The organism is Streptomyces sp. Ag109_O5-1 (genome assembly GCF_003814875.1).
In the GTDB taxonomy this organism is placed as follows: domain Bacteria; phylum Actinomycetota; class Actinomycetes; order Streptomycetales; family Streptomycetaceae; genus Streptomyces; species Streptomyces sasae.
The window spans coordinates 8,907,908-8,924,564 of the sequence record NZ_RKQF01000001.1 but is presented as its reverse complement, the minus strand read 5'-3'; the positions used below and the strand labels follow the sequence as shown (position 1 = coordinate 8,924,564).

Below are 16,657 nucleotides of genomic sequence, written 5' to 3'. Positions count from 1 at the left end.
ATCGGCGACGGGACCATAACCTGGCGCGTCTGCCATTCCGCCACACCGGCCTGGGCCGATGGCGGGATTCGAACCCGCACCCCCTGTCGGGGACCAAGACCTGAAGTAACCGCTGCCTGCGCACCGGACACCCACCATGAGCTGCGCCTCCCGAGTTCAAGAGCACACGCACCGGGAGGTGCATGAAGTTTTCGGTGTCCAGAGATCGAAGTCGGCGGAACCGACATAGGTGCTCTAACCCCTGAGCTACACCGGCACGTTGTACCGGTGGCGGGACTCGAACCCGCGGCCGCCCCATTAAGAGTGGAAGTAGGTCCTGCCTTCGCACCTGGACGTGCATCACTTTAGGAGGACGGCCGCGAATCGAGCGAACGAATTAAGCTCAGCAGCGCTTCTGGCGCTTCCAGGGCCCGGTGATGGCGAGCATGATGCCCGGGGTCTGGATGTTGGCGTACAGGGTCCGGCCGTCGGGCGAGAAGGTGACGCCGGTGAACTCGCTGTACTCCGGCTCGTCTTCGGTCCCGATGTTCAGTTCGTTGCGGGCGATGGGGTAGGTACGGCCGGTGTCGGTGGCGCCGAACAGGTGCTGGAGGCCCTCGCCGTCCTCGGCGATGACCAGACCGCCGTACGGGGAGACGGTGATGTTGTCGGGGCCGTCGAAGTTGCCTTCCACCGACGGGTCCGGGTTGACGCCGATGAGGACCTTCAGGGTGAGGGTGCGGCGCTTCGGGTCGTAGAACCAGACGGCGCCGTCGTGCTGGACCGGGCTCTCCCCGCGGGCATAGGAGGAGACGATGTAAGCGCCGCCGTCGCCCCACCACATGCCCTCCAGCTTGCGGGCGCGGGTGACCTGGCCGGTGCCGAACTGCTTGCGGACGGAGGTGGTCCTCGCGTCGCGGTCGGGGACGTCCACCCAGTCGACCCCGTAGACCGTGCCGGTCTTCGTGGCACGGGAGAGGTCGTCGACGAACTGGCCGCCGGAGTCGAAGCACTTGAAGGCCTGGAGCACGCCGGCGTCGTCGGCGAGGGTGCGCAGCCGGCCGCGGCCGTGGTGGAAGCCCGTCGGCGGGGTCCAGCGGTAGAGCAGGCCGTTGGGGCCGGAGGCGTCCTCGGTGAGGTAGAGGTGGCCGCGCTTGGGGTCGACGACGACGGCCTCGTGGGCGTACCGGCCGAGCGCCTTGACCGGCTTGGGGTCGCGGTTGGCCCGGCGGTCCTCGGGGTCGACCTCGAAGACATAGCCGTGGTCCTTGGTCATGCCGTTGGCCCCGGCCTTGTCCTCGGTCTCCTCGCAGGTCAGCCAGGTGTCCCAAGGGGTGTGGCCGCCCGCGCAGTTGGTGGAGGTGCCGGCGATGCCGACCCACTCCGCGACATGGCCGCCGGGGCGGACCTCGACGACCGTGCAGCCACCGGCGGCGGCGGGGTCGTAGACGAGGCCCTCGGTGAGCGGCACGGGGTGGGCCCAGTCGGCGCGCGGGCCCTTCAGTTCGTGGTTGTTGACGAGGAGGGTGGCGCCGCGCGGGCCGTCGAAGGTGGCGGTGCCGTCGTGGTTGGAGGGGGTGAACTCGCCCGACTCCAGCCGGGTCTTCCCGCTGTAGGTGATGATCTCGTACCTGAAGTGGGCGGGGAGCGCGAGGATGCCGTCGGGGTCGGCGATCAGCGGTCCGTAGCCGACACCGCCGTGCGCGTCGGCCCGCCCGGCCTCGTCGGACCCGGTGGCGGCGGACCCGGTGGCGGCGGACTCGGTGGCGGCGAGGGCGTTCGGGGCGGTGGCAAGGGCGCCGACGCTGCCCGCCAGCGCGACACCGGCGCCGGTGATCGCGGTTCTGCCGGCGAAATCCCTGCGGGTGAGCGACATGGTGTCTCCTGTGACGGTGGGAGTGCCGTGGAGGGTGGCGGGCCTCGATCCGGCGCACACGTTCCCGGCCGTCCCTGAACACCGGTTGAACAACGGGCGACTTCGGATTCACCAGTTCCATGAATCCGTATGCACCGCCCCACGACAGCCAAAAGCCCCGCCCAAGAACACCCCACGGAGGGCGGCGTTCTGCCGACGGGGCCTGCGCGCCGCTAACCCCCGTGCTGCGAGCGCGCCTTGAAGGCCGCCTTCCTGGCCTCCTTCGCCACCTTCTTGTCCGGGTGCAGGCGGCCCATCGCCTCCAGGACATCGGCCGTGTCCGGGTGGTCCACCCGCCATGCCTCGGCGAAGAACCCGGCGTGCTGCCGGGCCAACCCCTCCACCAGGGCCTGGAGTTCCACGGAGTTGCCTTCGGCGGCCAGCTGCGCGGCGACCGTGTCGATGGTCAGCCAGAAGATCATGTCCTGGGAGGGCGCCGGCACGTCCACGGCGCCGCCCTCGGTCAGCCACACCCTGGCCAGACCGCCCAGTTCGGGGTCGTCGAGGACCTCGCGGAGCGCCGGTTCGGCCTCGGGGCCGACCAGGGACAGCGCCTGCTGGCAGCGGAGCCGGCGCAGTGGCGCGCCGGCGTCCTCCCCGCGCGCCGCGGCGAGCAGCTCCCGCGCCGCGGGCAGCGGTTCGCGACGTGCCAGCCACTGCTCGGTCTCGGCCTGCGCGGCGCCCTGCGGGAACCCGGACGTCCCGTCGAGCAGCGCGTCCGCGCCCTTGTCGGCGAGCTCTCCCACCGCCGGCGCCTCGAAGCCCGCCTCCAGCAGTCGCGCCCGCAGTCCGTACGCGCCGAGCGGGGTGAGCCGCACCATGCCGTACCGGGCGACATCGGCCTCGCCGACCGGCCCCGCCGCCGGCTCCTCCTCCGCGTCGCCCATGAGCGCCTCGTCGACCGGCTGGTACTCGACCAGTCCGATCGGCTCCAGCGCCCGGAACTGGTCGTCGAGCCGCATCATCGCGTCGGAGACCTGTTCGAGAACGTCGTTGGTCGGCTCCCCCATGTCACTGGGCACGATCATCGACGCGGCGAGCGCGGGCAGCGGCACCGGAGCCGCGCCGGGGCCGCCCTCGCTCACCGCCAGCAGATACAGGTTGCCGAGGACGCCGTCGAGGAAGTCCGCCTCCGCTTCGGGGTCCCAGCCGAGTGACGAGAAATCGACCTCTCCGCCCTCGTCCAGCGCGTCGACAATTCCGTCCAGGTCGGGCACGCTCGCGTCGGCGATCACGGTCTCCAGCGCGGCCTGCCAGACCGCGAGGACGTCGTGCGGGGAGCCCCCGGTGAGCAGCGTCAGCTCCTCCCCCGCGGCCACGGTCCCGGTCTCCTCGTCGGCGATCTCGACGAGCCCGGCGTCCAGGGCGACCCGCCAGGCCTCGTCGGCGTATGCGGCCGAGTCGTCCCCGGTGAGGCCGAGCAGCTCGGCGGCGGCCGGGAGCTGCTCCTCGACCAGTTCGCCGCCTGCGTCGACGCGGGTGTCGGGGCCGGCCCAGCGGGCCAGCCGGGCGGCCCGGGACAGCAATGGCGTGGACAGCGCGGCGAGCGCCAGCTCCGCTTCGGAACGCAGCCGCACCGGGGGCAGGGGGGCGCTGTCTGACATCGGCTGGTTCTCCTCGGACGCCTGGGCGGTCGTACGGCGACATGGACGCCGTACGGACGACCGTACGACCACCGCCTGGGGGCCGTACGACTCAGCCGCTCAGCCTAGACGGATTTCCACCCATGCCGCCCGGTTCATCTCCCCGCCGGGTCCGGTCCATGGCTGAAACCTTGACAACTGCCCCGAGCAGGCAGGAGATTGACGCGCGTAGAAGCTGGGGGGACAACTGTTCACTCCCTTTCTACGCGTGTCACATCCGCGTCGTCCACAAGACATCCAGATGTCATGCCCGCGCCATACATACGCTCCACATACGCCACCCTCGTCCCGGCACCGTTGCATGTCCCCGGAGGGATTCCCTTGCCGAGCAGGTCTTCCGCGCGTCTCGCCGCGCTCACCGTCGCCGCCGTCTGCAGTGCGGCCTCCACCGTCGCCCTCACCTCGCCCGCCCAGGCCGACAGCCTGCGCATCCACGACATCCAGGGCACCACCCGTGTATCGCCGTACGCCGGCCAGAAGGTGGCGGACGTCCCCGGCATCGTCACGGCCACCCGCACCTACGGCTCCTCCAGAGGTTTCTGGCTCCAGGATCCGACGCCGGACGACAACCCGGCCACCAGCGAGGGCATCTTCGTCTTCACCAGCTCCACCCCGAAGGTCGCCGTCGGCGACTCCGTCACCGTGAGCGGCACGGTCTCCGAGTACGTCCCGGGCGGTGCCTCCACCGGCAACCAGTCGCTGACCGAGATCACCAAGCCGACGATCACCACGGTCTCCACCGGCAACGCGGTCCCGGCGCCGGTCGTGATCGACGCGAAGTCGGTGCCGGCCGAGTACTCCCCCGCGGGCGACACCGCCGCGAGCGGCTCGGTCAACGGCCTGGCCCTTCAGCCGTCGAAGTACGCCCTGGACTACTACGAGTCCCTGGAGGGCATGAACGTCCAGGTCGCCGACACTCGTGTGGTCACCGCCACCGACCCCTACAGCGAGCTGTGGGTCACGGTGAAGCCGCACGAGAACCGCACCCGCCGCGGCGGCTCGCTGTACGCCTCCTACGACGACCAGAACACCGGCCGTCTGCAGATCCAGTCCCTCGGTTCGACCGCCGACTTCCCGGTGGCGAACGTCGGCGACACCCTGACCGGCACCACGACCGGCCCGATGGACTACAACCAGTACGGCGGCTACACCCTCGTCGCGAGCCGGCTCGGCACCCTCAAGAGCGGCGGCCTGGAGCGCGAGACGACGAAGAAGCAGTCGCGGAGCGAGCTCGCGGTCGCCACGTACAACGTCGAGAACCTCGACCCGTCCGACGCCACGTTCGACAAGCACGCGGCCGCGATCGTGAACAACCTGCAGTCGCCCGACGTCGTGTCCCTGGAGGAGATCCAGGACAACAACGGCGCGACGGACGACGGCACGGTCGACGCGAGCGTGACCGTCAACAAGCTGATCGACGCGATCGTCGCGGCCGGCGGCCCGAGGTACGACTGGCGTTCCATCAACCCGGTCAACGACCAGGACGGCGGCGAGCCCGGCGGCAACATCCGCCAGGTCTTCCTCTTCAACCCCGAGCGGGTGTCCTTCGTGGACCGCGCGGGCGGCGACTCCACCACCGCGGTGGGCGTCACCAAGGTGCACGGCAAGGCCCAGCTGACGGCCTCCCCGGGCCGTATCGCCCCGTCCGACGCCGCGTGGACGAGCAGCCGCAAGCCGCTGGCCGGCGAGTTCGTCTTCCACGGCAAGACGGTCTTCGTGATCGCCAACCACCTCAACTCCAAGGGCGGCGACCAGGGGCTGACCGCGCAGTACCAGCCCCCGACCCGCAGCTCGGAGATCCAGCGCCACGCGCAGGCGACGCTGGTCAACGCGTTCGTCAAGAACATCCTGGACGTTCAGAAGAACGCCGAGGTCATCGCGCTCGGCGACATGAACGACTTCGACTTCTCCGACACCACCAAGATCCTCCAGGGTGACGGCGAGCTGTGGTCGGCGATCCAGTCGCTGCCCAGGAGCGAGCGCTACACCTACGACTACCAGGGCAACGAGCAGGTCCTGGACCAGATCCTGGTGAGCCCGGCGATCCGGCGCGGCTGCGACTTCGAGTACGACAGCGTGCACATCAACTCGGAGTTCCACGACCAGATCAGCGACCACGACCCGCAGGTGCTGCGCTTCCGCCCGTAAGCGGCAGAGCAGCGGGACCGCAGGTGGCTCAGGACTGGCCGAACACGCCGTTCAGCCAGTCCTGCCAGGCGGTCTCGTCCGCGTCGGCGTCGGCGTCCGGCGCGAAGTCGTGGATGCTGATGCCGACCGGGGCGCCCCAGTGGTTGCGTCCGAAGAACCGGACGAGGGCGTCGTCGGTGCGCAGCCCGATGAAGTACGGGTTGCGGTAGTCGACCACCACGTCCAGGGCCCGTCCGCCGGGCCCCCGGACGCTCGCCTTGGCGCCCTCGGCCGTGTCGTCCGGCAGTCCGAGGGCCCGGCCCACGGCGTCGAAGGCGTCCGGCGCCTGGGCCGCCTCGGGGCCGTTGAGCTGGGCGAAGGCGACCGGGCGGGGCGCGAAGTGGGTGAGGTACTCGCGCAGGGTGTGCAGATAGAAGTCGGTGTGCCGGCTCGCGCCGTCGTACTGGTTGTCCCAGTCGTCGGTGAAGATCCCGCTGTGCACGTAGCGCACCCAGGCGCGGCGGCCGCCCTCGCGCTCCTCGATGACGTGTTCCAGCTGGTTGACACTCTGGGTCGGGAAGCCGACGTTCTCACTGCGGGTGACCAGGTGGTGCGGCGGGTCGTACGCGGTGACGGTGGAGCCGAAGGCCGCCGCACCGCCGACCCTGGGCTCGGGCGGCTGCATCGGCCACAGATAGCCACCGGTGCCGTTCGTGATCGCCTCCCACACCTCCGCGGGCGTGGCGTCGACCTCGAACTCGCGGACGATCTCGAATTCCTTGGACATGATGGAGCTCCTGCTGCCTAATGATCCAGTTCGGGTACGGGCTGGTCCTTGACCGTGGGGTGCACCGCGACGACGATCCGGTGCTCCCGGCCGCCCTCCGTCTCCGGTGCGTCGTACTTGCGGATGAGCGCGCTCACGCCCGCCGTCAGCTCCTGCACGAAGGCCGCCCGGTCGGCGGCGGAGGCGAAACGGACCTCGCCGTCCAGGGCGTAGGTCGCCAGGCGTTTGCGGGCCTTGGCGGCGCCGGTGATCAGCGTGCCGACATCGCGCACCAGCCGGGCGCCGAGCGCGAGCAGCCAGCGCGCGGAGAGCTGGTCGCGGAAGCGGTCCGGGTCCGGCTGTACGGCGGGCAGGGCGGCCGGCGAGATGACGTACGACGCCGCGGTCGCGCGCATCAGCCGCTCGGTGACATTGCCCTTGCGCCGCTCATCCGCCAGCTCGACCAGGCCGTGCCGTTCCAGCGCCTTCAGGTGGTAGTTCACCTTCTGTCTGGGCAGCCCGACCTTGCCGGCCAGCATGGTGGCCGACGCGGGCGCGGCGGCCAGTTCGGCGAGCAGCCTGGCCCGTATGGGGTCCAGCGATACGGCCGCCGCCTCGGGGTCCTCGATCACGGTCACGTCCAGCATGGCTCCACCGTCTCACCGAAAACTTTTTTTGTCCAGGAGGCTGGAATTTTCGGTGAGCCGGCCGAACGGACCCTTCACCGGACCCCGGCGGACCTCAGCAGACCTCGGCGGATCTCAGTGGTGACGGCTCCGGCGCAGCACGCCCCTGACCACGGCCGCGATGCCCGCGGCGGCGAGGGCGGCGCCCGCGATCAGCACCGGGCGGGGGTGCCGTACGACGGCCCTGACGACCATGCGCGTGGGCTGCGGGAGACTCCCCTCGGCGCCACGCCCCGCTTCGGCCGCCCTGCCGGCCGTCGGCCGCCCCGCCCGCCCGACCCGTTCCTGAACGGTGTGCCCGGCCTTCAGCGACCGTTCCTGAACAGCGTGTCCGGCCCTCAACGACCGCTCCTGAAGCACATGCCGCGCCTTCAGCACCTGCTCCTGGGCCGTGTGGCCGCTCCTCACCGCCCGGTCCTGGACCCGGTGTCCGGTCCTGGCGGCGCCCGCGCGCAGGTGTACGGTCAGTGTTCCGGCCTTGTCCTTGAGGTCGGCGGCGCGGGCCCGGGTGCGCCCCTTGAGACCGGCCTTCGCCGCGAACGCGCCGGCGGTACCGGCCGGTCGAGCCCCCGTTCCGTGTGCGGTCCTCTTCGTCATCGGTGCTACCCCTCCTGGTCTCGTCGGCGTCCGCTGTGCTTGCGTACATTCCGAGTACCCAGGTCGGCGGCGGTCAGCCCGGCTCCCCCCGTTCGCCGAGCTTCGCCAACTGGCTCTGGAACCAGTCGAGGCGGGCCTGCAACAGGGCGGCCTCGGCGACGAGTTCGGGCACGCCGTACTCCTCTCCCGGCACCCGCCCACCAGCAGCCCCGCCCTCACCCTCGCCCCCGGCGATCACCCGCAGCCCCTGCCCGGACAGCCGGGCGAACCCGGCGAGCGAGACGGACGTACGCGCACGGACGCATCCCGCACAGGTGGCCGCCAACGCACGCCACCCGGGCCTGCCCCAGCCCGCGTCGGCGAGCGCGACGGCCGGAGCGCCGCAGGCACAGGGCCCGACGGTGGCCGTACGGACCCGCTGCCGGGCGTAGCGGAAGCCGCGTTCGAAGCGGATGTAGGCGCCGAGGACGGAGACTTCGAGCAGTACGGCCGCCCGGTGCTCGGCGGTGCACAACAGGGCCTCGGCGGCCCGGCGTTCGTGCACGCAGTGGAATCCGCAGTCGCACAGCCGCGCGGGCGGGCGGTGCCGTCGGCCGTAGACGCAGGACGCGTCGTCCAGGACCCCGTACGGCAGCGCACCGCCCAGCGACACACCGGTGAACCCGGCCCGGGCGCCGTCCTGGGACAGCATCGGGTGGGCGATCTTGTAGCCGGTCGGCGGCTCCGTCGGGCGTTCCGCCGGGAGCCGCAGCCTCATCGGACGGCCGGAACCTCTTCGGGCACCGACACCGCCTGGGGCTGGTGGATCTCTACGGGGAGTTCGGGTTCCTCGTCGTGGACGAATGGCCGCTCCTCAGCGACCCCGGTGGCCAGTGCCCTGCCGAGCTTCATGACGCCTCCCATGACTTGCCGTCGGTGACCGTCCGGCCCATAGTGGCCCATGAGTGGCCGAGTTGGACATAGGGCCTCGGCGCACCGGAGGCCACGTCTTAGCAATCCTAAGACGTAGTAGGTAGAAGAATTAAGTGGAGCTAAGCCGTCGCGCTGCCGAGACTACCCCCATGACGAACGCACGCGACACCGCCCGCTCACCCCGGCCCCGTCCCTTCGGCCGCACCCTCTGCGCGATGGTCACGCCCTTCACCGGTTCCGGGGCGCTCGACCTCGACGGTGCCCGGCGGCTGGCCGCGCACCTGGTGGCGGAGGGCTGTGACGGCCTGGTGCTGAACGGCACGACCGGCGAGTCACCGACCACGTCGGACACGGAGAAGGCCGAACTGATCGCGGCCGTCCGGGAGGCGGTGGGCGAGCGGGTGTCGCTGGTGGCGGGCGTGGGCACCGCGGACACCCGGCACACCGTCGAACTGGCGCTGGCGGCGGAGAAGGCGGGCGCGGACGGCGTCCTCGTGGTGTCGCCGTACTACAGCAGGCCGCCGCAGGACGCGCTGGAGGCGCACTTCCTGGAGGTGGCGGAGGCGAGCGGGTTGCCGGTGATGCTGTACGACATCCCGGGCCGCACCGGCACCCGTATCGAGCCGGAGACGCTGGTCCGGCTCGCCGCGCACCCCCGGATCGTGGCCGTGAAGGACTGTTCGTATGACTTCCTCGGCGCCCAGAAGGTGCTGGCACGCACGGAGCTGGCGTACTACGCGGGCTGCGACGAGCATGTTCTCGCCCTGTACGCGGTGGGCGCGGCGGGGTGTGTGAGTACGGTGGCGAACGTCGTACCGGGACGGGTCGCCGCGATCCTCGACGCGTTCGACGCGGGTGACACCGCCGGCGCGGCCGAACTCCAGCTGCGGATCACGCCGTTGATCGAGGCGATGATGGCCGCGGGGCTGCCGGGCACGGTCACCTCGAAGGCACTGCTCACCGTGCTGGGCCTGCCGTCCGGACCGGTGCGGGCACCGCTGCGGCCCGCCGGCCGGGAGGCGGTCGACGGGCTGGGGGCGGTATATGAGCACTTCATGGCGGCATGACGGCGACAACGCCGATGTTCGCCGTTCGGCGTTCGCCGCTTGGCGTTCGCCGCTTGGCGCTCGTCAGGTTGGGCGCGGAGAACTCGGCGGCGCTGACCGGTTCCGCTGCCCTACGTTGTCCCCATGAGCCGCCCTCTGCTGTTCCTGGACGTCGACGGCCCCCTCAACCCCTACGCGGCGCAGCCCGAACGACGGCCGGAGGGCTATACGACGATCCGGGCGACCGTCCGCCCCGGACGCCCACTGCGGGTCTGGCTCAACCCGGGCCACGGCCCGGCGCTGCTCGCCCTCGGCTACGAGCTGTGCTGGGCGACCACCTGGATGGCCGAGGCCAACCGCTGGATCGCCCCGGTCGTGGGCCTGCCCGAGCTGCCCTACGTCGACTTCGGCCGGGGCCTGCTGGCGGAACGGCCGGACGGGGTCCACTGGAAGACCGAGGCGATCGTCGAGTACGCCGCGGGACGGCCGTTCGCGTGGGTGGACGACGAGCAGAGCCCGGCGGACACCCTGTACGTCCGCGCCCACCATCCCGGCCCGGCCCTGCTGCGTCACGTCAGCCCCCGGGTGGGGCTGCGGGAGGACGATTTCACGGCACTGGCGGAGTTCAGGGCGTCTCTCCCCTGATGCGGGCGGTTCAGCGGAGGAACTCGTGGGCGCCCCGGAGCCTGGTCCGCAACCGCTCCTGCGTCGCGTGGCTGTCGAGGCGTACGTCGAGGGGCCCGGGCAGGTCGGTGTCGGCTCGTCGCCCGGCGGGCAGGCGCGCACCGTCAAGTCCCTGGTTCCGGGCGATGAGGACACCGAGGTCGTAGCGGCTCAGGGCATCCGGCCCGGCGAGGTGGAACACACCGGCCGTGTCGGACAGCGCGAGCTCCCACAAGGCTGCGGCCAGATCTTCGACATGTACCGGGCAACGGATGTCGTCCGTGAACAGGACCCCGTCACGGGTGCCGGCGGCCAGGGCATGCACCATCCGCTCGTGCCCGGACCTGCCGTGTCCGAGGATCAGCGAGGTGCGGGCGACGACGGCATCCGGCAGCAGCAGCCGCACCGCCGTCTCGGCGGCGGCCTTCGCGGCGCCGTAGGGGGAGACCGGGTCGGGCAGGCTGCTCTCGTCGTAGTGGACGTGCGTGCCGGAGAACACCGCGTCGCTGGAGACGTGGACCAGGCGGCAGCGTTGCTCGGCGGCGGCCAGCGCCACGCGGATCGCGCCGTCGGCGGTGACCGCCCAGTCGGAGTGACCGCTGGACGCGTTGACGACGACCGAGGGCGCGACGTCGGTGATCAGCCCGGCGATACGCGCAGGGTCCCGGACGTCGAGCGGCTGCCAGGCGACACCCGGGGTTCTGCCGGGCCGGGAGGTGAATGTCGCGGCCGTCTCGTGCCCCGCCGCGATGGCCTGGCGGACCAGTTCAGTTCCCAGAAAGCCGCTGCCGCCGATGATCAGGACCGTCATGGGCCGCCACGGTAGCGGAGAGGGCACGATGGCGGATCGGCTCCTGGCGAAGCAGGGTCCCAGGTCTCGTACTCACCGGCCGCCGGAGTCGGCGAGCCAGGTGCGCCAGACGAATCGGGTACTGGACACCTCGGGACGGTCGAGCAGCCTCCAAGTCCTCCGCGAACGCAGTCCGAGCCCCTTCCGGGGTCGACCCTGTGCCCGGCCGAGTGCGGCCGCCGCGAGCACTGACCTCGTCGCCATGTCTCAACGGCCGCACCGCAACCGCACCGGATCGAGCGGGGAACAGCGGGGCATCACCGTGGATGCAGGCGCCAGAGTCCCGGCGGGTGTCCAGTTGCTAGCGGCCGCGAACCCCCTTGGCGCGGCGAGGGTAGGGGAAGAGCCGTGGGCGGCGCTTGGCGGCGACGTCCTCGATCCAGCCGAAGAGCAGGATCGCCAGGCAGATCAGCGGGACGGCGATCACCAGCGGGGTCCACTGGCTGGCCAGCAGCCACTGCGCGTGGTCGTAGAAGAAGGAGTTGCTCCACAGCGGGTCGATCAGCGGCTCGGTCAGCACCAGTGCGAAGGAGTGCCACAGGTAGACGGTGACCGCGCGGGAGTTGAGCAGGCTGATCACGCCGTTGAACCGCTCCAGCGGCTTGGGCCACCGCTCCCAGGACGGGCTCAGATGGAGCAGCAGCAGTACCGCGCCGAACGACCAGATCGCCTGGGCGACCGGTACCGCTTCCAGATCGTGCCCGGTCCGGGGGTTGTCCACCGGCGACCGCATCAGCCACCAGTAGCCGAACATGAGCACCAGCGGGGCGAGGGACGGCACGACGTACTGCGGGATCTTGCGGAGCAGCCCCTCCTGGTGGGCCATGCCGAGCAGCCAGCAGGAGCCGAAGGTGGTGAAGTCGGTGACGGCTTCCATCAGCCGGCCGGACTGGTCGACCAGTCCGGAGTTGACGAGGAACGCGAGTGCTATCGGCACCAGCAGGGTGACCCAGGGCTGCTTCCGCATCGCCTTGAGCATGAGCGGCGACAGCAGTACATACCAGAGGTAGGCGCGCAGGTACCACAGCGGCACGGAGATCTGTTCGGCCCAGGAACTCGGCAGGTGCCCGCCGAAGGTGTGCAGCGTGGCCCCGAACGGCGGCTCACTGAGCGGCAGGACCCAGTAGGCCAGGTCGGCCCACCACCAGTTGGGGTGGTGGTGGGGGTCGGGCCGCCAGCCCTCCAGGAGCATCAGCGGCACCACGACCGCGCCGAACAGCCACATCGGCGGCAGCAGACGGCGCAGCCGGCCGCGGATCACGCTCAGCGCCGGCCGGTTGAGGGACCGCGCCATCAGCGACCCGGCCAGCGCGAACATGACACCCATGGAGGGGAAGACGATCGGCAGCCAGGTCCAGCTGAAGTTGTGATAGACCACCACGCGGACCAGGGCGAGCGCCCGCAGCAGGTCGAGGTAGCGGTCGCGGCCGGGCTTCTGCGCGGGCGCCGGGGCGGCCTCCTCGGGCTGCGGGGCGCGCTGCCCGGGAACCGTGGGAAGCGCAGCAGGGTCCACCACCCGCAGGGCGACGGTGTCGGAAGAGTCCGGGATGCCGAAGGCACCTCGTTCAGCGGTGTTCATGAAGACGTCGCCCCCGTTGTGACATCGAGCCCCACCTCGCCGGTGCGGCGCAGCTTCTGCCAGCGCAACCGGCCTCCGGTCAGAGCGGTGATGGCGGACTGCAGCAGCACCATGTACATGAGCACCCGGTAGACCACCTGCTGAGCCGGCAGCGTGACCAGATGCCACGCCTTCTCCTTGTCCAGGTGGAAGGACCACCAGGCGCAGACGGCCTGAAGGGCCATCACCGCGAACCAGGCGGCCAGGGTCTTGTACGCGTCGACGAAGACCACGCCGTAGATCATGCCGATGTCGATGGCGGGCGCGAGCAGCGGCGTGACCACCATGAACAGGGCGACGAACGGCAGCCCCACCCGGCCGAAGCGGCCGGCCGCACCGCGCTCCAGCACCGCGTGCCGGTGCTTCCACATCGCCTGCATGGTGCCGTAGCTCCAGCGGTAGCGCTGCGACCACAGCTGCTTCATGCTGGCGGGCGCCTCGGTCCAGGCGCGGGCGTCCTCGGCATAAACGATTTTCCAGCCTGCCCGGTGCAGGGCCATGGTCACGTCGGTGTCCTCGGCGAGGGTGTCGTCGCTCATGCCGCCCGCCTGCTGCAGCGCCGTACGGCGGAAGGCACCCACGGCGCCGGGGATGGTCGGCATGCAGTCGAGCACGTCGTACATCCGGCGGTCGAGGTTGAAGCCCATCACGTACTCGATGTGCTGCCAGGCGCCGATCAGCGTGTCGCGGTTGCCGACCTTGGCGTTGCCGGCCACCGCGCCGACGCGCGGGTTGCCGAAGGGCTGCACCAGTTCGCGGACGGTGGCGGGTTCGAAGACCGTGTCGCCGTCCATCATGACGATCAGTTCGTACGAGGCGGCGGCCACACCGGTGTTGAGCGCGGACGGCTTGCCGCCGTTCTGCTGCCGGATCAGCCGGACCATCGGCAGGTCGAGCTGCGCCACGATGGCGGCCGTGTCGTCCGTCGACCCGTCGTCGACCACGATCACCTCGATGGGATGGTCGCTTCTGGCCAGGGAGAGCAGGGTGTTGGTGATGGTCTCCTGCTCGTTGTACGCGGGTACCACCACGGTGACCGGTTCGGTGACCGGGTCGCCCCAGGAGAAGCCCGGTCTGCGGGTGCGCCGCACATGGACGGCCGAGAGCACCAGCATCAGCGCGAACCGCGCCATGACCAGCACACCGACGACCGCGAGCAGGCCGACCAGCCACGGCAGCAGCCACACCGAGAAGGTGGTGGACCACAGGAACGCCTTGCCGAGCCACAGGCTGTAGCTGGTGACCTTGGTGTTGGCGGAGCCGGTGCCGAGCGCCTCGCCGACGGTCTTGAAGGTGTAGCCCTGGGCCTTGAGCTTCTCGATGATGACCGGCAGCGCGGCCAGCGTCTGCGCCCGGTTGCCGCCCGCGTCGTGCAGCAGGACCATCTCGCCCTGGCCCGGGAGGTCGGGCATGGCGGACTTGACGATGGAGTCGACCCCGGGGCGCTTCCAGTCGTCGGTGTCCTTGTCGATGAAGGCGGTCAGGTACCCCTCCGACCCGGCCTGCTTCGTCACCGGCCACGACCAGTCGTCCAGCGCGTCCACGGTGGAGGAGTAGGGCGGGCGGAACAGGCTGGAGTGGATGCCGGCGACACCGGCCAGCGCGAGCTGGGTCTCGCCCAGCTCCCAGGTGAGCCGGGTGCCGGAGTGCAGCGCGAGGTCGGGGTGGGTGAAGGTGTGCACACCGATCTCATGGCCGTCGGCCACGATCCGGCGGATCAGCGAAGGGTTGCGGGTGACCATCGAGCCGGTGACGAAGAAGTCGGCGCTGATGTTCTCCTGCTTCAGCACCTTGAGGATCTTCGGCGTCCACTGGGTGGACGGCCCGTCGTCGAAGGAGAGGACGACGGTCTTGTCCGGGATGGTGTAGTTGACCGGTTGGCTGTTCCTGTCGCCGCGTGCGTCGACGACCGGGCCGCCCTCCAGCACGCTGGTCGGGACGGTGCCCTTGTCCACCGAGACGGCGATGCGCTCGTCGTGGAAGACCTCGTTGTTCGCCATGCCCCGAAGCACCATCAGCGCCAGCAGGGTCGCCAGCACGGTCACCGGGAGGAAGAAACGCAGGGGAGGTGCGGCGAGTCGGCGCGGCCGCGCGATGGACTGCCGGGGGCGTTGGTGGCGGGAGCGGGACATGGTCTTCCTGGTCGATCGCGTCTGGCTACTGCGCGGTGCCGGTCACGGAGCTTGACGCTGCCGTACCGGCCGCCGTCGCCGCGGTGACCGGCGCGGTGGCGTCGGATGCGGTCGCTGCGGCGGCGGTCGGTGTGGCGGTGCTGCTCTTTCCGGGCCCGGCGGCGCCGGGAGCCGCGGGCAGCGGCGCGTTCAGGTACTGGCTGGGCGGTGTGGTGTCCGCGGTGCCGGGCACGGTGAGCGCGGGCGCCTGGGACTGGGTTCCGACCAGGCCGGAGATCATCGCCACCACACACCCGGTACAGATGATGCCCAGCAGCCAGCCGAGACCGCGCAGGCGGCGGCCGCGCAGACCGGTCTGGTCCACAAAGACGGGAGCCGGCTCGACCTCCGTGGAGGTACTGGTCATCGAGAGGTTCGAGCCTTCCATCGTCGTGTCGCATCTGCCGGTTCGGCGCTGCCGCAAGCAGGTGGTAGTGCGGAAAAGTGATGCATGTGCAAGGAAAGGGAGATTATTCGACCGACTCCCGATCTTGTAACAAGATTAATATGAAGATTCGGTGAAAGTAGCATGGGTCTCGTAGAGTCCCGGCGAAGTAGCTTGCCTCCTGCCTCGATCGGACCCTCGCGCATGGCCGTACCCCGTCGCCGCAGCCGCCTGACGGCCGCCGCGATCCTCATGGTTGCCGTCCTGTTCCTGGTGGACGCCTGCGGCGGCGGGGGAAACGGGGGCAGCGCCAGGGCGGGTACGGCCGGCGCCTCGGCCACGCGCTTCCGGGTCCCGTCGTCCCTGCTCAAGCCGTCCGGCCGCGCGCTGGGCGTCATCGACGACAAGACCCCCTGGCAGTACGGCATCGCCAGGACCTTCACCAAGGAGGCCGGGCGGGCCCCTGACATCCGCGAGTACTACAGCTCCTGGGGCGACGACTTCGACACGGAGGGCAACGCCTTCCTGTGGCAGCACGGCCAGCTCCCCATGATGGCGCTGGTGCCCTCCGACACCTCGCTCGCCGACATCGCCAAGGGCAAGGACGACACCTACATCCGCCGGCTGGCGGGCCAGATCGCCGCCTACGACGGCCCACTGGCCCTCTCCTTCGCCGGTGAGATGAACGGCCCGTGGAACTCCTGGGGCCCCGAGCACACCAGGCCCGCCGACTTCGTCGCGTCATGGAAGCATGTGCACGACCTGTTCACCGCGCAGGGCGTCACCAACGTGATCTGGGTGTGGACTCCGCACGTGGTCGACTCGGGCACCACCGCCGCGCTGCGCCCTTACTACCCGGGCGACGCCTACGTCGACTGGGTCGGTCTCATCGGCTACTACGGGCCGATCGACGGCGTCGCCTTCTCCAGTCTGTTCACCCCCACCATGCGTCAGATCGCGGAGTTCTCCGGCAAGCCGGTGCTGATCGCGGAGACCGGGGTGGCGCAGAGCAGGCACAAGGAGGCGGAGATCGGTGACCTGTTCAAGGGCGCCGCGAAGTCCGGCGTCATCGGGCTGGTCTGGTACGACCAGCGCAAGAACTGGCCGGGCAGCAAGCAGCTGATGGACTGGCGGATCAGCACCTCGGTGGGTGCACTGGCCGCGTTCCGGGTGGAGTCGGCCCGGAACACCTTCGGTCATTCGTTCAAGAACGGCTGATCCAGGACGGTCAGGGGAAGCCGGGCGAAAGCCCGCCAAGAACGACCTTTACCATGGCGCATCACCGCGGCTGGCGCATGC

At 70.5% G+C, this 16,657-nt stretch carries 15 protein-coding genes; 4 read left to right on the top strand and 11 right to left on the bottom strand.

The genetic code is table 11. The features are described 5' to 3' along the window. Positions 1 to 382: 382 nt before the first annotated feature. The gene (locus EDD90_RS40590) at positions 383 to 1,855 is read right to left on the bottom strand and encodes an alkaline phosphatase PhoX (RefSeq protein ID WP_123978081.1); all 1,473 of its coding nucleotides are present in this window, start codon (positions 1,853 to 1,855) and stop codon (positions 383 to 385) included. A 212-nt stretch (positions 1,856 to 2,067) separates the two neighbouring features. After that, positions 2,068 to 3,498, bottom strand: coding sequence for a hypothetical protein (locus EDD90_RS40585; protein ID WP_123978080.1), 1,431 nt, complete (start codon positions 3,496 to 3,498; stop codon positions 2,068 to 2,070). Positions 3,499 to 3,858: 360 nt separating this feature from the next. On the opposite strand from EDD90_RS40585, the gene EDD90_RS40580 reads away from it, so the two are divergent. Then, positions 3,859 to 5,685, top strand: coding sequence for an endonuclease/exonuclease/phosphatase family protein (locus EDD90_RS40580; RefSeq protein ID WP_123978079.1), 1,827 nt, complete (start codon positions 3,859 to 3,861; stop codon positions 5,683 to 5,685). A 28-nt stretch (positions 5,686 to 5,713) separates the two neighbouring features. Here the strand turns inward: EDD90_RS40580 and EDD90_RS40575 are convergent, their stop codons facing one another. From EDD90_RS40575 to EDD90_RS55910, 5 genes are all read right to left on the bottom strand, one after another. Beyond that, the gene (locus EDD90_RS40575; protein ID WP_123978078.1) at positions 5,714 to 6,451 is read right to left on the bottom strand and encodes an SRPBCC domain-containing protein; all 738 of its coding nucleotides are present in this window, start codon (positions 6,449 to 6,451) and stop codon (positions 5,714 to 5,716) included. Between the two features lie 17 nt (positions 6,452 to 6,468). Further along, on the bottom strand, positions 6,469 to 7,077 hold the full coding sequence (locus EDD90_RS40570) for a helix-turn-helix domain-containing protein (RefSeq protein ID WP_123978077.1): 609 nt from the start codon (positions 7,075 to 7,077) through the stop codon (positions 6,469 to 6,471). Positions 7,078 to 7,191: 114 nt separating this feature from the next. Further along, positions 7,192 to 7,713: a circumsporozoite protein gene (locus EDD90_RS40565; RefSeq protein WP_123978076.1), complete on the bottom strand. Its 522-nt coding sequence runs from the start codon at positions 7,711 to 7,713 to the stop codon at positions 7,192 to 7,194. A 73-nt stretch (positions 7,714 to 7,786) separates the two neighbouring features. Beyond that, on the bottom strand, positions 7,787 to 8,470 hold the full coding sequence (locus EDD90_RS40560; RefSeq protein WP_123978075.1) for a hypothetical protein: 684 nt from the start codon (positions 8,468 to 8,470) through the stop codon (positions 7,787 to 7,789). Further along, the gene (locus EDD90_RS55910; RefSeq protein ID WP_185149406.1) at positions 8,467 to 8,604 is read right to left on the bottom strand and encodes a hypothetical protein; all 138 of its coding nucleotides are present in this window, start codon (positions 8,602 to 8,604) and stop codon (positions 8,467 to 8,469) included. Before EDD90_RS55910 ends, EDD90_RS40560 begins: the two co-directional genes overlap by 4 nt. Positions 8,605 to 8,774: 170 nt before the next feature. On the opposite strand from EDD90_RS55910, the gene dapA reads away from it, so the two are divergent. Together dapA and EDD90_RS40550 are read left to right on the top strand one after the other, a co-directional pair. Then, on the top strand, positions 8,775 to 9,692 hold the full coding sequence (dapA, locus tag EDD90_RS40555) for a 4-hydroxy-tetrahydrodipicolinate synthase (protein WP_185149405.1): 918 nt from the start codon (positions 8,775 to 8,777) through the stop codon (positions 9,690 to 9,692). Positions 9,693 to 9,815: 123 nt separating this feature from the next. Then, positions 9,816 to 10,316 carry a hypothetical protein gene (locus EDD90_RS40550; RefSeq protein WP_123978073.1) on the top strand — a complete coding sequence of 167 codons (501 nt, stop codon included), beginning with the start codon at positions 9,816 to 9,818 and terminating at the stop codon, positions 10,314 to 10,316. A 10-nt stretch (positions 10,317 to 10,326) separates the two neighbouring features. Here the strand turns inward: EDD90_RS40550 and EDD90_RS40545 are convergent, their stop codons facing one another. The 4 genes from EDD90_RS40545 to EDD90_RS54980 form a co-directional block, all read right to left on the bottom strand. Further along, positions 10,327 to 11,145: a sugar nucleotide-binding protein gene (locus tag EDD90_RS40545; RefSeq protein WP_123978072.1), complete on the bottom strand. Its 819-nt coding sequence runs from the start codon at positions 11,143 to 11,145 to the stop codon at positions 10,327 to 10,329. A 340-nt stretch (positions 11,146 to 11,485) separates the two neighbouring features. Further along, positions 11,486 to 12,763, bottom strand: a complete 1,278-nt coding sequence (locus EDD90_RS40540) for an acyltransferase (protein ID WP_123978071.1) — start codon at positions 12,761 to 12,763, stop codon at positions 11,486 to 11,488. Next, positions 12,760 to 14,934, bottom strand: a complete 2,175-nt coding sequence (locus EDD90_RS40535) for a bifunctional polysaccharide deacetylase/glycosyltransferase family 2 protein (protein WP_123978070.1) — start codon at positions 14,932 to 14,934, stop codon at positions 12,760 to 12,762. Before EDD90_RS40535 ends, EDD90_RS40540 begins: the two co-directional genes overlap by 4 nt. 25 nt (positions 14,935 to 14,959) lie before the next feature. Then, positions 14,960 to 15,340, bottom strand: a complete 381-nt coding sequence (locus tag EDD90_RS54980; RefSeq protein WP_148098577.1) for a hypothetical protein — start codon at positions 15,338 to 15,340, stop codon at positions 14,960 to 14,962. A 222-nt stretch (positions 15,341 to 15,562) separates the two neighbouring features. Between EDD90_RS54980 and EDD90_RS40525 the strand changes: the two genes are divergently transcribed. Then, positions 15,563 to 16,576 carry a glycoside hydrolase family 26 protein gene (locus EDD90_RS40525; protein ID WP_185149404.1) on the top strand — a complete coding sequence of 338 codons (1,014 nt, stop codon included), beginning with the start codon at positions 15,563 to 15,565 and terminating at the stop codon, positions 16,574 to 16,576. Positions 16,577 to 16,657: the final 81 nt, after the last annotated feature.